Consider the following 21,264-nt stretch of genomic DNA (forward strand, 5'->3'; position numbering starts at 1 on the left):
CTTTTTATTAGCAAGTGAGATAGACTCGACAGCATCCCATTCACTCGCGGAAATGGCCATCATGAAGCTACGACGCTGCGCAGTGCTGTATCTGGAATCCCGTGAACATTTATCGATAGACTGGCCGACCGTGTTGGCTGGCGGCAGCGCGCTGGCGTCCAGCACGCGCTGGGTGGCGCTGGCGCCGCATCTGGACCAGGAGCTGGACATCGACGCGGCCGAGCTGGCGGCGTTGGGTGGCATCAGCCAGACCGTGTGGAGCGAGCGCGCCGCCAGCGAGCGGCGCTATGGCGAGGCGTGCATCGCCGGCCTGCTACAGCGCGGCCTGCTGATCGGCGATACGCCGGCCCATGCGACGGCACGCGAACGCGACGAGACCTTGCGCGCCACCCACTGGCGGCCGCTGTCGGCACTGGCGCACACCTTCGGCCGCTGGCGCGAGGTCAGCAGCGAGAATGGCATGGAGGCGCCCAGCTTCGAGGCGCTGCTGGAGCAGTTTGGCGAACCGCCAGCGCCGACGCTGGAACTGGCGCCGGAGCAGGCGCTGAAGTTGCCGCCGGCCGGCGGCGGGCCGCTGGACGAGGCGCTGTTCCGGCGTTACACCGGCCGCAATTTCGATCTGCAAGCCAGTGTGCCGCTGGCGGTGGCGGCGCGGCTGCTGCAACGTACCTTCGGCGCCCAGCAAGTGCGCCAGGTGGGGCCGCACGCGGCGGTGCTGAAGAAGACCAGCCCATCGGGCGGCGGCCTGCATCCGGTCGAGGCCTTCGTGCTGGTGCAGCGGGTGGAGGGCGTGGCGCCCGGCCTGTATCACTATCATCCGATCGAGCACGAGTTGCGGCCGCTGCGCCCGCTGGACAGCGAAGCGGCGGCGGCACTGGCGCGGCAGCTATTGGCCGATCAGCATTGGCTGGCCGACGCGCCGCTGCAGGTGCTGATGGTGGCGCGCGCCGAGCGCAGCTTCTGGAAGTACCGCAATCACCAGAAGGCGTATCGGGCGCTGGCGCTGGATGCCGGCCATCTGTCGCAAACCTTTTATTTGCTGGCGGCCGAGGCCGGCCTGCCGGCGTTTGTGACGGCGGCCATCAACGATGCTGATATCGAACGCCTGCTAGAGCTCGACCATCTGCGCCATGCGGTGGTGGCGATCTGCGGTTGCGGGCCGGCGGCCAGCGGCCCGCGCAACATGGTCGAACTGCGTTACGGCGAGACCGACGCGATCTGATCCTGCACGCCGTCGATCACCAGCTCCAGCGCGGCGCCAAAGCTGGCCAGCGCCTCGCCCAGCGCGGCAGGCTGCAGGGGAGACTGCGCTGTGCGCAGCAGCTGCTCCAGTTCGGTGGCGCTGCGGTGCAGTTCGGACATCGACAGATTGCCGGCGGCGCCGCGCACCTTGTGCACCAGCGCGGCGGCCTGCTCGAAAGCGCCTTGCTCGATCGCCGCCAGCAGGCGCGGCGGGGTGTGGCTGAAGTCCTGCACGAAGCGCTCCAGCAACGCTCCCAGCAACTGACGATTGCCGCCTAACCGCGCCAGCACCGCTTCCATGTCGATGCCGGGCAGGGCGGGGATGGCGCTGCCGAGCTGTGCGTCGGCTGGCGGCGGCACGGCGCGCGGCGGCCGCTCCGGCGTGCGCCGCATCTGCCCGGCCAGCACCGCGAACAGCCGCTCCGGCTCGATCGGCTTGGTGACGTAATCATTCATCCCCATGCCCAGGCTGCTTTCGCGGAAGCCGGCCACCGCGTGCGCCGTCATCGCGATCAGCGGCAGTTGCGCGTGCTGCGGCTTGGCGCGGATGCGGGCCGTGGCCTCGTAGCCATCCATGCCCGGCATCTGGATATCCATCAGCACCGCATCGTAGTTGAGCTGGTCGACCATTTGCAGCGCCTCGGCGCCGCTATCGGCCAGGTCGACCCGCACCTGCGCCCGCAGCAGCACCTCGCGCGCCACCTGCTGGTTGATGGCGTTGTCGTCCACCACCAGCACGCGCGCGCCGGCGATCCGTTGTGCCATCTCCGACAGCCGTGGCGACGCCGCCGCCACCACGCGCGACGGCAGCGCCAGGCCCAGCGCCACCAGCACCGTCTCACGCAACTGCGCCGGCGTGACCGGCTTGACCAGAATCGCGTTGGCCTCGTCGTGCGTGACCGGATCGGTCGCCAAACCGCGCGCAAACTCGCTCATCATCAGCACCAGCGGCGGCCGGGCCGGGCTGCGGGCGAGGGCGCCGATCAGGCCGGCCAGTCCTTCGTCCAGCAGCACCAGTTGGGTCGGCTGGCTGGCCAGCGCCTCCAGCGCCGCCGCCTCGCTGCCGGCACAGTCGACCAGATAACCATCGGCGCGCAGCAGTCGCGCCAGCATGTCGCACAGCATCGGGCTGTCGTCGACCACCAGAATGCGCTGGCCGGCGGCGCCCGGCGGCAGCGCCGTTGGCTGCGGCGCGTCCGCCTGAACGCCCAGCGTCAGCTCGAAATGGAAGCGGCTGCCCTGGCCGGGCTGGCTGTCGACCGCGATCGCGCCCCCCATCGCCTGCACCAGTTGCTGCGAAATCGCCAGTCCCAGGCCGGTGCCACCGTACAGCCGCGTGGTGCTGGTGTCGGCTTGCGAGAAGGCGCGGAACAGCCGCGCTTGCTGCTCGGCGCTGATGCCGACGCCGCTATCCTCAACGATGAAACGCAGACGCAGCGCGCCATCGGCGGCCGGCGCCGCGCCATCGGCGGGCTCGACGCGCAGGCTGATGTGGCCGTGTGCGGTGAACTTCAGCGCATTGCCGACCAGGTTGACCAGCACCTGATTCAGCCGCAGCGGATCGCCCACCAACCGTAGCGGCACCTCGGGCGTGGCCCAGGCCAGCAGCTCCAGTCCTTTTTCCGCCGCGCGCCACGAGAACAGATCGGCGATCTGCGCCAGCGTTTCTGCCAGATCGAACGGCACCGACTCCAGCTCCAGCTTGCCGGATTCGATCTTGGCGAAGTCCAGCACATCGTCGATGATGCTCAACAGATTCTTGCCGGCGCGGCCGATCTTGGTGAAGTAATCGTGCGGCTTGGCCGGCAGGTCGAGATGGGTGCCGAGGCCGGCGAAGCCGAGGATGGCGTTCATCGGGGTGCGGATTTCGTGGCTGATATTGGCCAGGAACTCGCTCTTGGCGCGGGTCGAGGCCTCGGCATCGGCGCGCGCGCGCTGGATCGCGCTGATCGCGCTGGCCTTCTGGAACGCCGACACAAACGGTTCTTTCAGCGCCTTGAACATCTCCAGATCCTTGCGCGCGAACGGCGTGCTCTGCTTGAACACCAGATAGCCCTGCACCTGCTGCTCGACGCAGATGCGCACCGCCAGCATGGTGCGCTGCTTGAGGAACATATCGGACGCGATCACGGTGGCGGCGTTGACAAACTGCGCTTGTGCCGCCGCCAGCGAGACGCCGGCGCGCGCCGACGGCAGCGCATCGTGGCCCCAGCTGGCGCGGATCGCCAACGGACCGCCGGGCGCTTCGCAGATCAGCGCGTAGGCCACGCCGACCTCGCCGATGGCGCTGGACTCGCGCAAAATCGTGTGCAGCAGCGCGTCGAAATCCAGCTCTTCGTTGATCGACTTGACGATGGCGTGCACCCGCTCCAGGTGCAGCGTGCGCGAATACACCTGCTGCTGCAGATTGCGCACCCGCCAGCGGTAGGCGCCCCAGCCGCAGGCCAGCACCGCCAGCAGCGCGCTCAAGCGTGCCCACCAGGTCTGATACCAGGCCGGCAGGAAGTGCAGCTCCATGCTCAGCTCGTGCGGACTCCAGGCGCCGACGCGGTTGCTGCCACGCATATACAGCCGGTAGCGGCCCGGCGGCACATTGGCATAGGTGACGGCGCGGTGGCTGGCGTCGGTCTCGATCCAGTCCTTGTCATAGCCTTCCAGGCGGAACGCATAGCGGTTGCTGACGCTGGCGGAAAAGTCCAGCGCCGCCATCTCGACTTCGACCTTGCGGGTGCCGGGTGGAATCGCCAGCGCCCGCGCTTCCGGCGCCAGCAGCGGCGCCGGCGCCACGCTGCGGTGGTCCAGGTAGACCGCGCTGACCGCCAGCGGCGGCTGGTAGCGCCACACTTGCGGCGGCGTCGGCTGCACCAGCACATAGCCGCCCGAGGTGCCGAACACGATCTCGCCGCGCGCGGTCTGGCCGCCGGCGCCCACCACATAGGGCTGGAACACCAGCCCGGCGGCGCGGTCCAGCACCTGCACCTTGAGGTTGGTGGTATCGATCATGGCGATGCCGTCGGTGGTGGAGACCCACATGCGGCCGGCCTGGTCCGGCTGCAGCGCCGAAATGGACGAGCTGGGCAAACCATGGCTATCGTTGAGGCGCTGCCAATGCTGGCTGTCGGCCTGGCGCGGGTCGAGGATGACGATGCCATCGTTGATACTGCCGACCCACAGCCGGCCAGCGCGGTCGAAGGCCAGCGCGGTGACCACGCGCTGGGTGGCGTCCTGCGCGATCAGCGTGGCCAGGCCGGTGGCCGGATCGAAGCGGTTGAGGCCGCTCAGGGTACCGACCCACAGCACGCCGTCGGCGCCGACGTGCAGCGCGGAGATGCGGTGGTCGCTGAGCGCGCCGCTGCCGGCCGGCCCCTGGCCGTACAGGCGAGCGCTGCCGTCGCGGCTATCGTAGCGCAGCAGCCCGGTCGACACGCCCAGCCACAACAGCGGCCCCTGGCGCGCGATCGCGCCGACGCGCGGATAGGGATCGGCCAGCGGCAGCGCCACCCGCCGCACCTGGCTGCCGTGACCGCTGGTGTGATAGAGGCCGAGCGCGGTGCCGATCCAGGCTTCCTGCGGTTCAGCCTCGGCCATCGATAAAATCAGGCGATTGGGCAGCGCGCGCTCGGGGTGGTCCGGATCGGGCCGCAGTCCGGCGCTGCGGCGGCCGTCGGCGGAGATGAGATCGATGCCCTGGTCGCCCAGCGCCACCCACAGCCGGCCGGCGCTGTCGTTGAGGAAGGCGAAGGCGGAAATCTCCGGCAGGCCGACGCCGTCGAGGATGGTGGCGGCGCTGCGGTTGGACGGATTGTGGATATCGACGCCGCGCTCGTTGGCCACCCAGATCAGGCCGCTGCGGTCGCGCCACACCGCCGCCACCCGGTCGTGGCCCAGGCTGATGCTGATGGCGGCGCGGTGCAGGATGCGGCGGCCGTGGCCGTCGGCATCGAACTCGATCAAGCCGCCGCCATAGGTCGCGGCCCAGTAAGTGCCGGGCAGGGTGGCGGCGATCGACAGCACCATCGCGCTGCCGGCGTCGTGCACCTGGTCCAGCGTCAACAGACGGGCGCCGTCGCCGGCGCGGGCCAGGCCGACGCCGCTCTTGAGGGTGCCGAACACCACCTCGCCGGGGCGGCTGGGGGCCAGCGCCAACACCGCGTCGACGGCGCCATTGGCCAGCGGCAGATCCTCGACCCGGCCGCTGGTGGCATCGCGCCGCGCCAGGCCGGCGTGGGAGCCGATCCACAGATCGCCGGCCGCGTCCACCAGCAGCGCGCGGATGTGATTGGCGGGCGGGCCACCGTCGGCGCGCGGATAATGGCGGATCGCGCCGCCGTTGGGCACATCGATGTAATCGAGGCCGGTGGCGGTGCCGACCCACAGGCCGCCGCGCGCATCGCTGGCCAGCGCGCCGATGGCCGGGCTGCTGAGCCCCTGCGGGCCGGCCGGATAACGGATGAACTGCTCGCTGAACTTATCGTACATGGCGACGCCGTTGGCGCTGGTGCCGACCCACAGCCGGCCCTGGCGATCGACGTGCAGGGTCTGGACGAAATCGGCCGGCAGCGAGGTTGGATCGTCGGCTTTGTAAAAGAAATTGCGCATGCGGTAGCCGTCCCAGCGACCGAGGCCGGATTGCGTGGCAAACCACATAAAGCCATCGCCGTCCTGGGCGATGCTCATCGTAATCGGATTAGGAAAGCCGCGTTCGGCCGGCACCAGATGCTCAAACATAGTAGGCGCCAGCGCTTGCCACGGCGCCTGCGTTGGCGCCGCACTGGCGCACAGCGGCGCCAGCAACCAAAGGATTGCCAGGCCGGTCCTGCCAGCAAGTTTCAGAAATAAATCAAGCACAAGTAACCGATCCCGAGTCGCCATGCCTCATAGCAATGAGCATTGCGTCCTAGGAGAATACGGAATTGTTGGCCTATTGTCTATTTTTAAAACCGGGGTCAATCCTCCCAAAGCTACACGGGCTCTGCCGTAAGCGACGCTTACGGCAGAGCCCGTGTAGCTTTGGGAGGATTGACCCCGGATTTTTAAGGGCTGACGGTGGCTTTGAGGGGGTGGGTGGCGCGGGCGGCCATCAGCTGGACTTTGGCGGCCCATTCGGCGCTGGTTTTGGCGTGGCCAGAACGCTCCCAGGCGGCGCCGATGTAGTAGCGCAGCGGTTTGCCGGATTCGACTGGCGCCAGGATCAGCTCGTTCAGGGCATCGTCGGTCTGGCCGCTGGCGCTCGGGATCACGACGGCGGTGCCGAACGCGCCTTTGGTGGCTTGGGTGACCCATTGCGTCAGCGCGACGCCGTCATGGCCAACCGCGATCTGTTCGTTCTGGTTCTTGTCGGATGGCTTTTTGTTGAGGCCGACGGCGACGGTCAGCTGCTGCGGCCCGCTGAAGGTGAAGGTGCTGTCCATGGTGTCGAAATCCTGGCCGGCATCGACGGTGAAGCGCTTGACTTCGCTCACTTTGACGCCGTTGGCGTCCCAGCTGTCGTAATTCAGCTCGAATACCGAGCGGATCGGGCCGTTGGCCAGTACTTTCCACGAGGCGTAGTTGCGGCCGACGTACAGTTGTTTGCCGTCCCACACGCCGGTGCCGCCGGCGCCGCGCGATTTGCCGACGTTGTACATGTCCATGCCTTCGCCTTCGTCATGGTGGTAGTGGTCGTGGCCTTTGTTGTACCAGCGGTCGACGATCGGATATGCCACGCGCTTGAACCAGATGTCCAGCCCGCTGGTTTCCAGCACTTCCTTGCCTTCGCCCTTGCTGTCGGGCGCTGCCAGCGCCGGGCCGTAGGTGCGGTGGCCGACGTGGTCGTTTTCCCAGGCGAAGTCGTCCAGACGCTCGGGGACGTAGCGGGCGAAGGTCTGAGCCGGGAACGGCTGGGTCACGGTCTCGGTTTTTTCGATCGTGAAGGTGGCGGTTTTCTCGCCCTTGGCAAAGCTGTGCTGGAAGTACAGCTCGCCATAGGCGATGCCAATGCCTTTCGGGTCCTTGGCCTGCGGCGCGATATTGCTGACCTGGTAGGGCAGCACCTTGCCTTTGCTGTCCTTGACGGCGATTTTCTGGATCAGGGCGCCGGGCAGCGCGCGGTTGATCTCGCTCCACGGAATGGCGATGGTTTCCGACGGCCGCGCCAGATCGAGGTCATTGGTGACGGTGATCTTGGCTAGCTCGGCCGCATGGGCGGCGCTGCCGGCCAGCAGGGCGGCGATGGGCAACAGGATGGTGCGCATGACAACGGTCTCCTTATTCATGGCTGTAGTTGGTCGCGCCGTTTTCTTTCGGCACGTAATGGTAGGTGCGTAAGCGTACCTGAATGTCGATCTTCGGATTGTTCAGCAATTTGATCATTTCAGCCCCGGCCAGCAAGGTCGGGCCATAGCCGTGCAGCGCGTCGACGCTGGCCGGGCGGTTGTAGTAATAGATCTGGTCGCTGGCGAAGGTGGTGCCGACGCAGGTGCCGTCGACCTGACCGCGGCTGTTGATGCGGGTGCTGAGGCCTACCCAGCCGGCCTGGGCGATGGAGCCGTAGGTGGCGGCGCTGACCCAGCCTTCGTTGACGGCGTGCGCGATCACGTAGGTGAAGATGGCGCTGGCCGAGGTTTCCAGATAGGAGTCGTTGCGGTCGATCATCTGGTGCCACAGGCCGGTGCCGGATTGCAGTTCGGCGATGCCGCGCAGCGCCAGTCGCAGCTGGGCCAGCACTTTCGGGTAGCCGGGATGGTCTTTCGGCAGCACGTCCAGCAGGTCGCTCATGGTCAGCACCGCCCAGCCGTTGGCGCGCGCCCAGTAGAAGCGCGGCGCGTCCGGGTTGTTGGCGTTCCAGCCGTGGGTGTACAGATTGAGCTGCGGGTTGTACAGGTATTTGGTCATCTGCAGCACGTTTTTGACGGCGTCGTCATAGTATTCGCGCTTGCCGGTCAGGTGGCCGATCTCGCCCAGCGGCATCACGCCCATATACATGTCGTCGGCCCACAGCGACACCGCTTGCGGCCGCTCGCGCGCCAGCGTGCCGTCCGGCAGGCGGAATTGTTTTTTTGCGACCCAGTTGCTGCAGGTGTCGATGAACGCGCTCATGTCCGGTCCGATCTTGGCGAAACGGGCGCGTATCATGGCGGCGCACATGGAGCCGGCATCGTCCAGCGAGCGCGGCTCGATGAAGCGGGCGAAGCTGTTGCCGCGCTGCAGGTGGAACTGTTGTTCCTGCGCCTTGAAGTACGGCATTTTGTCGACCATGAACTGGAAGTGGCGCGTGGTCATGGCGGTGTATTTCTGGTCGCCGGTGACGGCCGCCGCCTTCAGCAGGCCGGTGTGCACCACGCCCATTTCGTAGGCCTGGAAGTGCCATTCGGCGCTGCTCGGCTCGACAATGGCGTCGGCCACGGGCGTGCTGAAGTCGGTGATCTGCAGGCCGCTGTTCTTGTGCACCACGCGGGTCGGTGTGGTGGCTTCCATATAGCCGCGAATGCGGTCCAGCGCGCTGGTGATTTCGGCCACGGTCGGCTTTTTGTATGGCACCGGGTAGGTGCCTTCGCCGGCGTCGTAGACGCTTTTGTTGTCCGGGTTGCGATATGGTCCTTCCGCATGGGCGGGCAGGGCGAGCAGGGCGGCGGCTACGGCCGCGATCAGGGCTGTGGGAGTGGTCACGGGTTTGTCTCTTGTAGTTAAACGTTTATTTTGGTCAGGCCATTCTAGATTGGTCCGGCCACTTTTGCAATCCGGACTGGCCACTTTGTGATCCACCAGAAAAACAGGGCGAGCAGGCTGAGCGCGGCGCCCAGTACGCAGACGCCGTGCCAGCCGGCTGCGGCGTAGATGGTGGTTGCGGTCAGGGCGCCGGCGCCGCTGCCGGCGGCGTAGAACATCATGTAGGCGCCGATCAGGCGGCCGTGGGTGGCGCTGGCGTGGTGCAGAATCAGGCTCTGGTTGGTGACGTGCAGGGCTTGCACGCCGAGGTCGAGTAGCAGTACGCCGGCGATGAGGGCGATCAACGAGCTGGGCGCCAGTGCCAGCGGCGCCCAGGACAGCAACATCAACACTAGCGCGGCGGCGCTGGTCTGTTGCGCGCGGCCTTGATCGGCCCGGCGGCCGGCGCCTGCGGCGGCCATGGCGCCAGCCAGCCCGACTAGGCCAAACGCGCCTATCGTCGTGTGCGTGTACTGGTAGGGCGGCGCGGACAGTAGGAATACCAGCGTGCTCCAGAAGGCGCTGAAGACGGCGAACATCAGCAGCGCGATCACGCCGCGCACCTGCAGCATGCGGTTGCGGCGCAGCAGCGTGAACATCGAGCCCAGCAGGAGCAGGTAGCGCCGCAGCCCGGCCGACAGCGTGCCGGCACCGCCGGGCAGCACGGGCAGCACGGGCAGCACGGGCAGCGCGCGCCGCAGTGTGGCAGCGAGCAGCAGCATCAGCACACAGGAGACGCCGTACACGGCGCGCCATCCGGCCAGATCGGCCACGGCGCCGGCGAACACGCGCGCCAGCAGTAGTCCGGCCACCACACCGCCTTGCGCCGCGCCGACCACCCGCCCGCGCTCGTGGGCGGCGGCGCTGCTGGCCGCGTAAGCGATCAAACCCTGTGTCATGGCCGTCCCCAGCATGCCGACCAGCGTCATGCCGAGCATGACCATGCCAGCGCTGCGCGCCATGCACACACAGGCCAGCGCCACCGCCAATGCCGTCAGCTGCGCCAGCATCAAACGCCGCCTCGGCAGCATATCCCCCAGTGGCACCAGCGACAGCAAGGCCAGCGCGCTGCCGACCTGGGTCGCGGTGACCATACCGCCGACGGCGCCGGGGCTGATCGCGAATTCCGCCGCCAGCGCATCCAGCAACGGCTGGGCGTAGTACACATTGGCCACGCTCAAGCCGCTGGCACAGGCAAATAGCGCCACCCGGGCGCGCGACATCGATTGCATCATCATCTCCATCTGGTTGCAAATCAAAACTGCTTGCACCATACCGTAAACCAGTTTTAAAATGCAACCATGGCACAACGTAAAACCATGCAACACGATCCCTGCCCGGTGGCGCGCGCGCTGGACCTGGTGGGCGACCGCTGGTCCATGCTGATCATCCGCGATGCGTTGGACGGCATCCGCCGTTTCGGCGACTTTCAGCGCAACCTCGGCGTGGCGCGCAATATTCTGGCCGACCGCCTGGCCGCGCTGGTCGAGCACGGCCTGCTGGCCACCCAGGCCGCGTCCGACGGCAGCGCCTATCACGAATACGTGCTGACTTCCAAAGGCGAAAGCCTGTTCACCGCCATCGTCGCCCTGCGCCAGTGGGGCGAGCGCCACCTGTTCGCGCCGGGTGAAGCGCATTCGGTGCTGGTTGAAACCGGCAGCGGCAAGCGCGTCGCCGCCATGCATCCACACGATCACGAAGGTAAGGTTTTGAAACCCGCTCACGCCGTCGTAAAAAAAGTCACATTGAAGTGAAGAAAGTCTTACATTCCGTCGCCCTATAAAAGTGCAGGGGAGTACAATCATTTGGAACGGTCGTGCTTTTAAGGAGACAGCATGGATTTGACTTACACGGCTGCGGATCTGGCATTTCGTGACGGGGTACGCGCTTTTTTAGACGCCAACCTGCCCAGCGACCTGCAGAAAAAAGTCCGCAACCATTTGCGCCTGAGCCGCCAGGATTACGTGCGCTGGCACCAGATCGTCGCTCGCCAGGGCTGGGCCGCGCCGGCCTGGCCGGTCGAGTACGGCGGCACCGGCTGGACCCCGACCCAGCGTCATATCTGGGAAGAAGAGTGCGCCCGCGCCGGCACCCCGCCTATCCTGCCGTTTGGCGTCAACATGGTGGCGCCGGTGATCATGGCGTTTGGCAATCAGGCACAAAAGGCGCATTACCTGCCGCGCATCCTCAATTGCGATGACTGGTGGTGCCAGGGCTATTCCGAACCCGGTTCCGGCTCCGACCTGGCGTCGCTGAAAACCAGCGCCGAGCGGGTGGGCGAGTATTACATCGTCAATGGCCAGAAGACCTGGACCACGCTGGCCCAGCACGCCGACATGATCTTTTGCCTGGTGCGCACCGACAATACGGCGCGCAAGCAGGAGGGCATTTCCTTTTTGCTGATCGACATGAAGTCGCCGGGCATCACGGTGCGTCCCATCGTCATGCTGGATGAGGACCACGAGGTGAACGAGGTCTTCTTCGACAACGTCAAGGTGCCGGTGCTAAACCTGATCGGCCAGGAAAACAAGGGCTGGACCTATGCCAAGTATCTGCTGGGGCACGAGCGCACCGGCATCACTGCGGTCGGCCGCTCCAAGCGCGAGTTGTTGTTCCTGAAGAAGCTGGCCTCCGAGCACTACAAGCACGGCAAGCCGCTGATGCAGGACCCGGTGTTTGCCGCCAAGGTGGCCAGCCTGGAGATCGATCTGATGGCGCTGGAAACCACGGTGCTGCGGGTGATCACGCGCGAATCCCACGCGCCGGGGCCGGAAGCGTCGATGCTGAAAGTGCGCGGCTCGGAAATCCAGCAGCAGCTGACCGAGCTGATGGTGGAAGCGCTGGGCCCGGACGCGCTGCCGTTTGACACTGATTACCTCGAAGGCAAGGCCGACCACGCCGTCACCGGTGACGATGCTGGCGCGCCGCTGACCGCTTATTACTTCAACTTCCGCAAGACCTCGATCTACGGCGGTTCGAACGAGATACAGAAAAATATCATCACCCAGATGATTCTGGGCCTGTAACGGAGGGGCGATGGATTTCAATTTCAAGGAAGAGCAACTGCAGTTTGCCGACGCGTTGCGGCGCTGGGTCGACAAGGATTACGGCTTCGACGCGCGCCAGCGCATTGTGCACTCGGCCAGCGGGGTGTCGGATGTGGCCTGGAATACGCTGGTGGAACTGGGCATGACGGCATTGCCGATTCCGGAAGCGCAGGGCGGTTTCGACGGCAGCGCGGTCGATATGCTGCTGGTGATGCAGGAGCTGGGACGTGGCCTGGTGGTTGAGCCGTATTTCGCCACCATGTGGGGCGCCAAGTTTTTGCAACTGGCCGGCAATCAGCATCATCGGCTGGAAGATGTCGCTCAGGGTAAGTTGAAGCTGGCGTGTGCGCTGGGTGAAAAGCATGCGCGGCACGATCTGGCCGACATCAAGACCATCGCCAGCATCAATGGCGAGGGTTATCGCATAGACGGCACCAAGACGGTGGTGATCCACGGCGGCCAGGCCGATGCGCTGATCGTGTCCGCGCGCAGCGCCGGCACCCAGCGCGACACCAACGGCATCAGCTTGTTCGTGGTGCCGGTTGAAACGCCGGGCGTGGTGATCCGCGACTACCGCACCATCGACGGCCAGCGCGCGGCGACGGTGCAGTTCAACCACGTCGCGGTGCCGGCGTCGGCGCTGCTGAGCAAGCTGGGCGGCGGATGTGACTTGTTGGACGAGGCCGCCGATTACGGCGTCAGCCTGCTGTGCGCGGAAGCGGTGGGGGCGATGGATGCGCTGTTCAACGCCACGCTGGAATATTTGAAGACGCGTCAGCAGTTCGGGCGGCCGATCGGTGGTTTTCAGGCGCTGCAGCACCGCATGGCGGACATGTACATCCATCTGGAACAGGCGCGTTCGATGGCGTTGCTGGTGGCGGCGCGCATGGCCTGCGATGCCGAGGAGCGGCGGCGGGTGGCATCGGCGGCCAAGGTGCGCGTTGGCCAGGCGGCCAAGTTCATCGGCCAGCAGGCGATCCAGCTACACGGCGGCATGGGCGTCACCGACGAACTGCCGGCGGCCCACCACTTCAAGCGCCTGACGATGATCGAACTGACCTTGGGCGACGTCGACCACCACCTGGAACGCTTCACCGCCCAGCGCGGCTTCCAGCAGCATGCCTAGGCTGCTTAATTTCGGCCCGCCAGGATAGAGGCCGGATTTAGTCATTCCGGCGAAAGCCGGAATCCATAGGGCGCATGCCAGGCAAATTCAGCATGGGCCGCAGCGGCAGGCGGTACATCAAGCGTCGCCGCGCGGCTGCTTAAGCGCCGAGGCTGATGCAGTAGCGGTTGCGGCCGCTCTGTTTGGCGCGGTAGAGGTTGGCGTCGGCGATGCGGATCAGCGGGCTGGGCTCGCTGCCTTCCAGCGGCGGCATGGCGGTCGCCAGCCCCATGCTCAGCGTCACTTGCGACGCGGTCGGCGAGGCCGCGTGCGGCAAGCCCAGCTTGCGCACTTCGTCCTGGATGCGGTTGGCGATCACCTCGGTGCCGTCCGGTCCTTCCTGCGGCAGCAGCAGGATGAATTCCTCGCCGCCGTAGCGCGCCAGCAAATCCTGCGGCCGCGTGGCGCAGCCCTTCATGGCGGCGGCGATCACCTGCAGGCAGGCGTCGCCGGCCTGGTGGCCGTAGTGGTCGTTGTACAGCTTGAAGTGGTCGATGTCGATCATGATCAGCGACAGCGGCAGCCCGGCGCGCGCGCAGCGGCGCCATTCGGCGTCAACGGTGTCGTTGAAGTTGCGGCGGTTGGCGACCCCGGTCAGGCCATCGGACATGCTGAGCTCGCGCATGGCGTCGGCCTGGCGCTTGATGGTCAGCTGGCTGCGCACCCGCGCCCGCACCACCGCCACATTGAACGGTTTGCTGATGAAGTCGACCGCGCCGGCTTCCAGCGCGCGGGTCTCGTCTTCCGGCTGGCTGAGCGCGGTCACGAAGATCACCGGAATGTCCTGCAGCCGTGGCGAGGCGCGCAGCGCCGCCACCACTTCAAACCCGTCCATGCCAGGCATCACCGCGTCCAGCAGGATCAGGTCCGGCTGTTGTTCGGAGGCGATCTGCAGCGCTTGCTCGCCATCCAGCGCGAACAGCACCTCGTGTTCCTCGCGCAGCGCATGGTGCAGGATCTGGATATTTTCCAGCGCATCGTCGACCACGAGGATGCGCCCGTTCCTGGCCAGGTCGGTCCAGCTCATGCACTTTCCTTCCGTTGCAACAGGTCTTCCACGATTTGGCGCGCGATCTTGAAGTTGAGGGTTTCCACTGCTTCACCCAGGGCTTGCGCCTGCTCGGCCGTGCCCAGCGCCGGCCGCAACGCCCGGAAGTGTTCCAGTGCTTTCAGGTTGTTATTCTGAAGCAAACTTTGCAGTTCCGCTAGTTTTTGCAGCAGATCGGGTGGCGATTCGTTGCTTGTTGGAATGTTCGAGCGCGGCGCGGCCAGATTGCGCGCGGTGCGCGTCACCAGTTCCAGCGCCTGTTCCAGCCGGCTCAGCGCGGCCGGCATGGCCAGCGTGTCGGCGTGCTGGTCGCGCAGCGCGGCCTCGGCGGCGGCGGTCAGGCGCGCCACATCGGCCGCGCCCAGGTTGGCGGCGACCCCGCGCAAGCGGTGCAGCACCTGGGCCGCCAGCTCGTGCTGGCCGCCGGTCAGCAGCGACTTGACCTCGGCCACGGCGCCACCCTGCGAACGTTCAAAGCGCTTCAGCAGATTGATCAGCGCTTCCTGGTTGCCGCCCAGCCGCGCCAGCGCGGCCTCGACGTCGATGCCGGGCAGTGGCGACAGCGGCGGCATCAGCGCGGCCGCCGGCGCCTGCGGCGTCGCCTTGGCCGGCACCGGCGCCACCATTTCGCGCGCGGCGCCGCGAATCGTCACCAGCCGGGTCAACACGGTAATCAGTTCCTCGACGTCGATCGGCTTGGCGACGTGTGCGTTCATGCCGGCTTCGGCGGCGCGGCGGCGGTCGTCTTCCAGCACGTTGGCGGTCATCGCGATGATGGGCAGCGTCAGCAGCCCCTGGCGGCGGATTTCGCGGGTGGCGTCGTAACCGTTCATCACCGGCATCTGGATGTCCATCAGCACCACGTCGTAGCGCTCGGGCGCGGCCGCCAGCAGTTCCACCGCCAGCTGGCCGTTGGCCGCCACTTTGACGCTGGCGCCGGCGTGCTGCAACATGTATTCCGCCACTTCCTGGTTGATTTCATTGTCTTCCACCAGCAGCACCCGCATGCCGTGCAGCCGGCCCTGCAGCGGCACATGCTCCAGCTGCGACAGGATGCCGGCGGTGGCCTGGTCGCCGGCCAGCAGGGCGTTGACGCGCTCCAGCAGCCGCGCCGGGCTGACCGGCTTGGCCAGCACCCCGGCCAGGCCCAGCGCGGCGGTTTGCTGCACCAGCGCGGCGGCCCGGTGTTCCGAGGTCATCATCAGCACCGGCGGCAGCGCCAGCTCGGACGGCAGTTGTTGCAGCAGTGTCGGACCGTCGGTGCCGGGCATGTCGCGGTCCAGCAGCAGCAGGTCGTAGGCGCGTTCCCGCAGCAGCGCCTGGGCCTGTTCGGCGCCGGCCGCCACCGCGGTGTGCCAGCCGAAGCTGCGGCCGGCGGCCTGCAGCGCCTGGCGCACGCTGGCGTTGTCATCGACGATCAGCACCGACAGCGTGGTGGCGGCCGGTGCGGCCGGCGTCGCCGCCAGCGGCGTGCCGCATTCCAGCGGGCAGGCGAACAAAAATTCGGCGCCATGGTCGGGCGCGCTGTCGACGCTGATGGCGCCGCCCATCATGTCGGCCAGCTGGCGGCAGATCGCCAGTCCCAGCCCGGCGCCGCCGAATTTGCGGCTGGTGCTGCTGTCGGCCTGCGAGAAGGCGTCGAAGATGCCGGCTTGCTTGTCGGCCGCGATGCCGATGCCGGTGTCGCGCACGCGGAATTCCACCAGCAGCGCCTGGTCGCCGGGACGCGCCGCGCCGGCCGCCGGCCGCACCGACAGCACCACTTCGCCGTGGTCGGTGAACTTGATGGCGTTGCTGACCAGGTTGAGCAGCACCTGCTGCAGCCGCATCGGGTCGCCCGCCAGCTCGGTCGGCATGGCCGGGTCGATGTCGTACACCAGCTCCACGCCCTTGTCGCTGGCGCTGCCGCTGAGCATGACGCTGATGCTGTCCAGGATGTGCTGCAAATGGAAGGGCGCGTGTTCCAGCACCAGCTGGCCGGCTTCCACCCGCGAAAAGTCGAGCACATCGTTCACCAGGCTGAGCAGCGATTGGGTGGCAAACTGGATCTTGTGCAGATAGCCGCGTTCGCGCGGCGCCAGCGGTGCTTCTTCCAGCAGCCGGGCCAGGCCAATAATCGCGTTCATCGGGGTGCGGATCTCGTGGCTCATATTCGCCAGGAACTCGCTTTTGGCGCGGCTGGCGGCTTCGGCGCGGTCACGCGCCACGATCAGTTCCTCGTTCAGCTCCTGCAAGTGCAATTCCGTTTCCTTAAGTTCAGTCACATCGGAGACTAGCACAAAGAAACCCTTTACAGTGCCAGTATCGTCCAGATCGGGGATGTAATTGACCCAGGTATGGCTGCTTTCGCCGGACGGCCATTGCAGCCGGCTGGCGAAACCCTGCGGCTGGCCGGCCAGCGCCGCTTCCACATACGGCGCGCCCTCGTCGAATTGGGCCTGACCGACCACCTGCGGCATGTGGGCGCCGATCATCTGCGCGCTGCTCATGCCATGCCAGTCGAGGAAATAGCGGTTGGCGAAGCGGCAACGCAGTTCGGCGTCCCAATACGCCACCATGCCGGGCAGGTTGTCGGTCACGGTGCGGACGAAATGCTCGCTGGCCGCCAGTTGCTCGGCGGTGGCGCGCAGCGTTTCCTTGGCCTGCTTGCGCTCGGTGATGTCGAGCGCGATGCCCAGCACGTGGGTCGGCTTGCCGTGTTCGTCGCGCAGCGCCACCTTGCGGCTGGTCAGATAGCGCGTGCCCTTGGGCGTGGCCAGCGGTTCCTCGGCGACCTCGCTGACCACGCCGGGCGCGGTGGCCAGCACCCGCAGGTCGTCGGCGCGGGCCGCCTCGGCCTGCTCGGGCGACATGAACTGGGCGTCGGTCTTGCCGACCACCTGGTCGCTGCTGGTGCCCAGCATCTGCGCGCCATGGCGGTTGAACATCGCGTAGCTGAGATCGTCGGCGTTTTTCAGGAAGATCATGGCCGGGATGTTTTCCACCACCGAGCCGAGCAACTGGCGCGAGCGCTGCAGCGCCACTTCCACGCGCTTGTGCTCGGTCACGTCCAGCACCAGCGCGGTGATGCCGATGATGCGGGCGTTGGTGTCGAATTGCGGGTAGTAGCTCAGCACCCAGTGGTGCAACTGGTCTGGCGACGAGGCTGGATAGCCGGAGCGCTGCAAGCCGGTCAGCGGCTTGCCGCTTTCCAGCACGGCGCGGTAGTCGGCCAGCACGTGGCGCCGCACCTGATCGTCGGGAATCATGTCGCCGATGTGACGGCCGAGGTGGGCGATGGCCGGCTCCTGGTTCAGCGCCGCCAGGTAATCGTTGATGCGCAGCACCCGCAGCTCGGCGTCCACGTAGCTCAGGCCGACCGGGGCGGTGGCGTACAGGGTTTCCAGCTGGGCGCGGTTCTTTTCCAGCTGGCTGGTGCGTTCGGCCACCAGGCTTTCCAGTTCCTGGCTGTGGCGCCGCAGATCGCCCTCGACCGCCTGCAGCGCCTGCGTCACCATCTCGGCCTCGCGGAAGGTGGCGGCCGGCAGCACCAGGGCGCGGCGGCCGGCCAGCGCCTGTGCCGGCTCCACCAGCGCCCGGATCGAACGGGCCAGGCGGCCGCCGACCAGCCAGGTCAGCGCGAAGCCGGCCAGCAGCACCGCCAGCAGGGTCAGCACGCTGAGCCAGACCGCGCCGATCAAGTCGCGCGCGGCGTTGATGCGTGGCGAGGCGATGCCGACCACGGCGCCGCTGACCGGCGCCCGCGCCAAGCCCATGTACACCGGCGTGCCCCGCGCGTCCTCGGTTTCCAGTAATTGCTCCGGCGCGCGCTGCAGCTGGGCGCGCAGCGCCGGATCGGCCGGACTGCCCAGCAGCAGCCGTGGCCCGCCGGCCTGGGCCACGATGTTGCCGGCCGGGTCGAACAGCGTCATGGCGCGTTCGGCGGTGATGTGTTCGTCCTGCAGGATGCGCGGCAGCCGCTCCGGCTTGAGCAGCGCGGTCAGGGTGTAGAACACGCGGCTGTCGATATACACCGGGACGTCGATCGCCAGCAGCGCGCTGTTTTCAACGATGACCACCGACATCTGCTGGCGGCCGTGCTGGAACACCGGCGCCAGCCGGCGCGCGTTGTTGACCGGGTTCAGGGTATCGGGCAGCGGGGCGCCGATGTTCAGCGCCACTTTGCCGCTCAGCTCGCTCAAGATGAATTGCGACGCCGGGAATTGCGGCCCCAGCAGCGCTCCAGCCTGCAGGCGCAGGTCGTTCAGGTCGTTGCTGCGCAGGCTGGGCGAATAGGCCAGCGCCTGGATCGCGCCCTGGCTTTGCAGCAGGTCGCGGTCGATGGAGGCGGCCACCGCGCGCGCGGCCTGCACCACATCATCCTTGAGTTCTTCACGCTCGTGGGTGTAGAACTGGCTGATCAGCGAGGCAAAACCGAGCACTGTTGGCAGCGCGCAGGCCAGCACCAGCAGAATGATCTGCGAGCGGATGGATGGCAGTTGTTTGCTTTTGTTCTCGGGCACGCCTCTGGCCTCACTCTGGTGCTGGCAGCACGATAGTAGCTGAGGCCGGGGTTTTCATAAAGGGCTTTTGTCCGGGGCGCGCCCGGCTTGCCACAGTGTCAGATCGGCTTGCCGCAGGCGTAAGTCCAGCCCAGTTCGGCCATCGGGCGCGCCATCTGGCCCGATTCCAGCGCCTGGGCGCTGGCGGCGGTGCCGTCGACATAGCGTTTCATGATGCCTTGCATGATGCTCGCCAGCCGGAACATATTGAACGCCAGGTAGAAATTGAAGTCGGACAGCTGGATCGTCTTGCCGGTCCGTTCGGCATAGCGGGCGATGTAGTCCTGCTGGCTGGGGATGCCCAGCGCCGCCAGGTCGAGCCCGGCGATGCCGCGGAACTGGCCGGGCGGGATGTGCCAGCTCATGCAGTGGTAGGAAAAGTCGGCGAACGGATGGCCCAGCGTCGACAGTTCCCAGTCCAGCACCGCCAGAATGCGTGGCTCGGTCGGGTGGAACAGCAGGTTGTCGAGGCGGAAGTCGCCATGCACGATGGCGGTGTCGTCACCGGGCGGGATGTGGGCCGGCAGCCAGGCGATCAGCTGGTCCATGGCGGCGATGGTCTCGGTCTGCGAGGCCAGGTATTGTTTGCTCCAGCGTTCGATCTGGCGCGCGAAGTAGTTGCCGGGCTTGCCGTAGTCGGCCAGGCCGATGGCGGCGTAGTCCACCGTGTGCAGCCGGGCCATCACGCGGTTCATTTCATCGTAGATGGCGGCGCGCTCGGCCGGTGTCATGCCGGGCAGCGACTGGTCCCACAGCACCCGGCCCTCGACGAATTCCATCACATAGAAGGCGCGCCCGATCACGCTTTCATCGGTGCACAGCGCGTACTGGCGGGCGGCCGGGAAGCCGTGTTGTTGCAGCGCGTCCATGACGCGGTATTCGCGTTCGATGGCGTGCGCCGACCGCAGCAGCTTGGCGGCCGGCGCCGGCTTGGTGCGCAATACGTAGTGCTGGCCGCCGACGCTGAGTTTGAAAGTGGGGTTGGACTGGCCGCCCTTGAACTGCGCCACCGTCAGCGCGCCGTCCGGATAGCCGTCCACATGCTGGCGCAGCCAGGCGTGGAGGGCGGCGGTATCGAACTGGTGGCGTGCCGACACCTCCTTGGTACCAATATATTCTTCAAACATGCTGTCTCCTTATAGGTATGACAGCCATTTTAGATTAAAAAAGTACGATTGTGCTTTTAATCTCAGAAGAACACGGCGGTGCGCTGGATCACGCTGCCGTTGTTGGTGTAGGGGCTGGTGGCGCGCACCGAGCCGGTGTTGTATTTGCCGTCGTCCAGCTTGCTATCGACCTGTTCGGCGAACGAGTCCGGCAGGTTGTCGAGGCGTACGCCGTTGCCGCCGCGGCCGGCCACCACGTCGTTGTAGATGTAGACCGCGCCGCCCTGGGCGCTGGTCATGAAGTCGGTGGTGCCGTTGAACGAGCCGGTGATAAAGCCGGACAGCGCCAGGTGCTGCGGCGCCAGCAGGTATTCGGAGATCTGGCCGTCGCCATTGCCGTTGCCGGTGGCGCCGGGCGCGTGCAACGTGCCTTGCACATCGTCGCCGGGCAGGGCGCGGAATTTATCCTGGTAGGCGTTGACGGCGGCGGTCAGCGAGGTCGATTGCTGAATGATGTTCTTGACGCGGGCGCTATCGATCAGCCCCTGGCCTTTCAAGACGCCACCCAGCAGCAGGCCGATGATGACCAGGACGATGGCGATTTCCACCAGGGTAAAGCCGCGTTGACGTACAGGATGATGGCGCATATGAATTCCTTTCTGTTTTACTTGCGTAGTATAGCAAGCGGCCTAAGGCTTGTGGTCTTGCTTGTGGTCTGCGTTGAGTTGATCCAGCCGTCGCGCCAGGAACTGCAGTTCGTGCGGGTCGGTGATCTGGCCGCTTTGCAGCATGCCGCCGATCAGGGCGCGCGCGGCGTCGCGCTCGTTCATGTCTTCCGCGATGAAGATTTCCAGTTCGCGCGCCCACGGCGGCACGCCGGCACCGGTGGCTTGTTGGCGGATGGCGGCGGCATAGCGGCGTGCCAGCGGCAGATCGTGCAAGCGGTGCTTGGCCACCAGCGCGGCATTGGCCAGCCAGGGCCAGCGGCGGTTGGGGTCTTCGGCGTAGCGGGCGTAGACGAAGTCCAGCATCTGGCGCGCCCGCACCGGATCGGTGACGGCGCCATACACTTCGCTGGCCGCCAGCAGCGGGTACTGGCCGCGCGGGTCGAGGTCGAGCACGCGCTGCAGCCAGCCGATGACGCGGCCGTAATCCAGTTCGCGCCAGGCGATGCTGACGCCGGCCTGTTCGTCGAAGCCCTGCACGTACAGCATGGTGGCTTTGGACAGCGCCACCGGATCGCCCAGCGCGGCCAGTTGCAGCGCGGCCAGCGAGGGCGCTGGCGGCAGGTCGTGTGCGTGGGCGCGCGGCGACGCCTGCTTGGCCTGCCAGCCGATCTGCGCCGCCAGCGCGAGCAGCACTGCCAGCAGCACGTGGCGCGGCGCGCTGCGCTGTGTGGATGGCGGTGGGGCGGCGCGCATCGCTGGCC

The 21,264-nt window shown here is 66.6% G+C and carries 13 protein-coding genes; 4 read left to right on the plus strand and 9 right to left on the minus strand.

What is annotated here, in order from left to right; translation table 11 throughout:
• The first annotated feature begins 61 nt into the window (after positions 1-61).
• On the plus strand, positions 62-1,222 hold the full coding sequence (locus GJ699_RS02895) for a putative peptide maturation dehydrogenase (protein ID WP_154372896.1): 1,161 nt from the start codon (positions 62-64) through the stop codon (positions 1,220-1,222).
• Here GJ699_RS02895 and GJ699_RS02900 read toward each other — a convergent pair.
• From GJ699_RS02900 to GJ699_RS02915, 4 genes are all read right to left on the minus strand, one after another.
• The gene (locus GJ699_RS02900) at positions 1,198-5,970 is read right to left on the minus strand and encodes a response regulator (protein ID WP_195763445.1); all 4,773 of its coding nucleotides are present in this window, start codon (positions 5,968-5,970) and stop codon (positions 1,198-1,200) included. The two genes, GJ699_RS02895 and GJ699_RS02900, sit on opposite strands and share 25 nt — an antisense overlap.
• Positions 5,971-6,275: 305 nt before the next feature.
• Positions 6,276-7,475 (minus strand): BT3233 family polysaccharide utilization protein, encoded by a 1,200-nt coding sequence (locus tag GJ699_RS02905; protein ID WP_154372900.1) that lies wholly within the window; start codon positions 7,473-7,475, stop codon positions 6,276-6,278.
• A gap of 13 nt (positions 7,476-7,488) precedes the next feature.
• Positions 7,489-8,889: a glycoside hydrolase family 88/105 protein gene (locus tag GJ699_RS02910; RefSeq protein WP_371867439.1), complete on the minus strand. Its 1,401-nt coding sequence runs from the start codon at positions 8,887-8,889 to the stop codon at positions 7,489-7,491.
• 44 nt (positions 8,890-8,933) lie between these two features.
• Positions 8,934-10,166 carry an MFS transporter gene (locus GJ699_RS02915; protein WP_229261905.1) on the minus strand — a complete coding sequence of 411 codons (1,233 nt, stop codon included), beginning with the start codon at positions 10,164-10,166 and terminating at the stop codon, positions 8,934-8,936.
• A gap of 63 nt (positions 10,167-10,229) precedes the next feature.
• Here GJ699_RS02915 and GJ699_RS02920 point away from each other — a divergent pair, with 63 nt between their 5' ends.
• From GJ699_RS02920 to GJ699_RS02930, 3 genes are all read left to right on the plus strand, one after another.
• Positions 10,230-10,682, plus strand: a complete 453-nt coding sequence (locus GJ699_RS02920; RefSeq protein WP_154372902.1) for a winged helix-turn-helix transcriptional regulator — start codon at positions 10,230-10,232, stop codon at positions 10,680-10,682.
• Positions 10,683-10,763: 81 nt separating this feature from the next.
• Positions 10,764-11,954 carry an acyl-CoA dehydrogenase family protein gene (locus GJ699_RS02925; RefSeq protein ID WP_154372904.1) on the plus strand — a complete coding sequence of 397 codons (1,191 nt, stop codon included), beginning with the start codon at positions 10,764-10,766 and terminating at the stop codon, positions 11,952-11,954.
• A gap of 10 nt (positions 11,955-11,964) precedes the next feature.
• A complete protein-coding gene (locus GJ699_RS02930; RefSeq protein ID WP_154372906.1) occupies positions 11,965-13,101 on the plus strand; it encodes an acyl-CoA dehydrogenase family protein in 1,137 nt (378 codons plus the stop codon).
• Between the two features lie 139 nt (positions 13,102-13,240).
• Here GJ699_RS02930 and GJ699_RS02935 read toward each other — a convergent pair whose 3' ends face one another.
• The 5 genes from GJ699_RS02935 to GJ699_RS02955 all read right to left on the minus strand — a co-directional run bounded on the left by GJ699_RS02935 (position 13,241) and on the right by GJ699_RS02955 (position 21,256).
• Positions 13,241-14,167, minus strand: coding sequence for a diguanylate cyclase domain-containing protein (locus GJ699_RS02935; protein WP_154372907.1), 927 nt, complete (start codon positions 14,165-14,167; stop codon positions 13,241-13,243).
• Positions 14,164-18,690 (minus strand): response regulator, encoded by a 4,527-nt coding sequence (locus GJ699_RS02940; protein WP_371867440.1) that lies wholly within the window; start codon positions 18,688-18,690, stop codon positions 14,164-14,166. Before GJ699_RS02940 ends, GJ699_RS02935 begins: the two co-directional genes overlap by 4 nt.
• Positions 18,691-18,788: 98 nt before the next feature.
• Positions 18,789-19,856, minus strand: a complete 1,068-nt coding sequence (locus tag GJ699_RS02945; RefSeq protein WP_154372909.1) for a phosphotransferase — start codon at positions 19,854-19,856, stop codon at positions 18,789-18,791.
• Positions 19,857-19,918: 62 nt separating this feature from the next.
• On the minus strand, positions 19,919-20,482 hold the full coding sequence (locus GJ699_RS02950) for a prepilin-type N-terminal cleavage/methylation domain-containing protein (RefSeq protein WP_154372910.1): 564 nt from the start codon (positions 20,480-20,482) through the stop codon (positions 19,919-19,921).
• Between the two features lie 42 nt (positions 20,483-20,524).
• Positions 20,525-21,256 carry a hypothetical protein gene (locus GJ699_RS02955; protein ID WP_154372912.1) on the minus strand — a complete coding sequence of 244 codons (732 nt, stop codon included), beginning with the start codon at positions 21,254-21,256 and terminating at the stop codon, positions 20,525-20,527.
• Between the last annotated feature and the right edge of the window lie 8 nt (positions 21,257-21,264).

The sequence above is a fragment of the Duganella guangzhouensis genome (assembly GCF_009674535.1).
Classification (GTDB): Bacteria; Pseudomonadota; Gammaproteobacteria; order Burkholderiales; family Burkholderiaceae_D; genus Rugamonas; species Rugamonas guangzhouensis.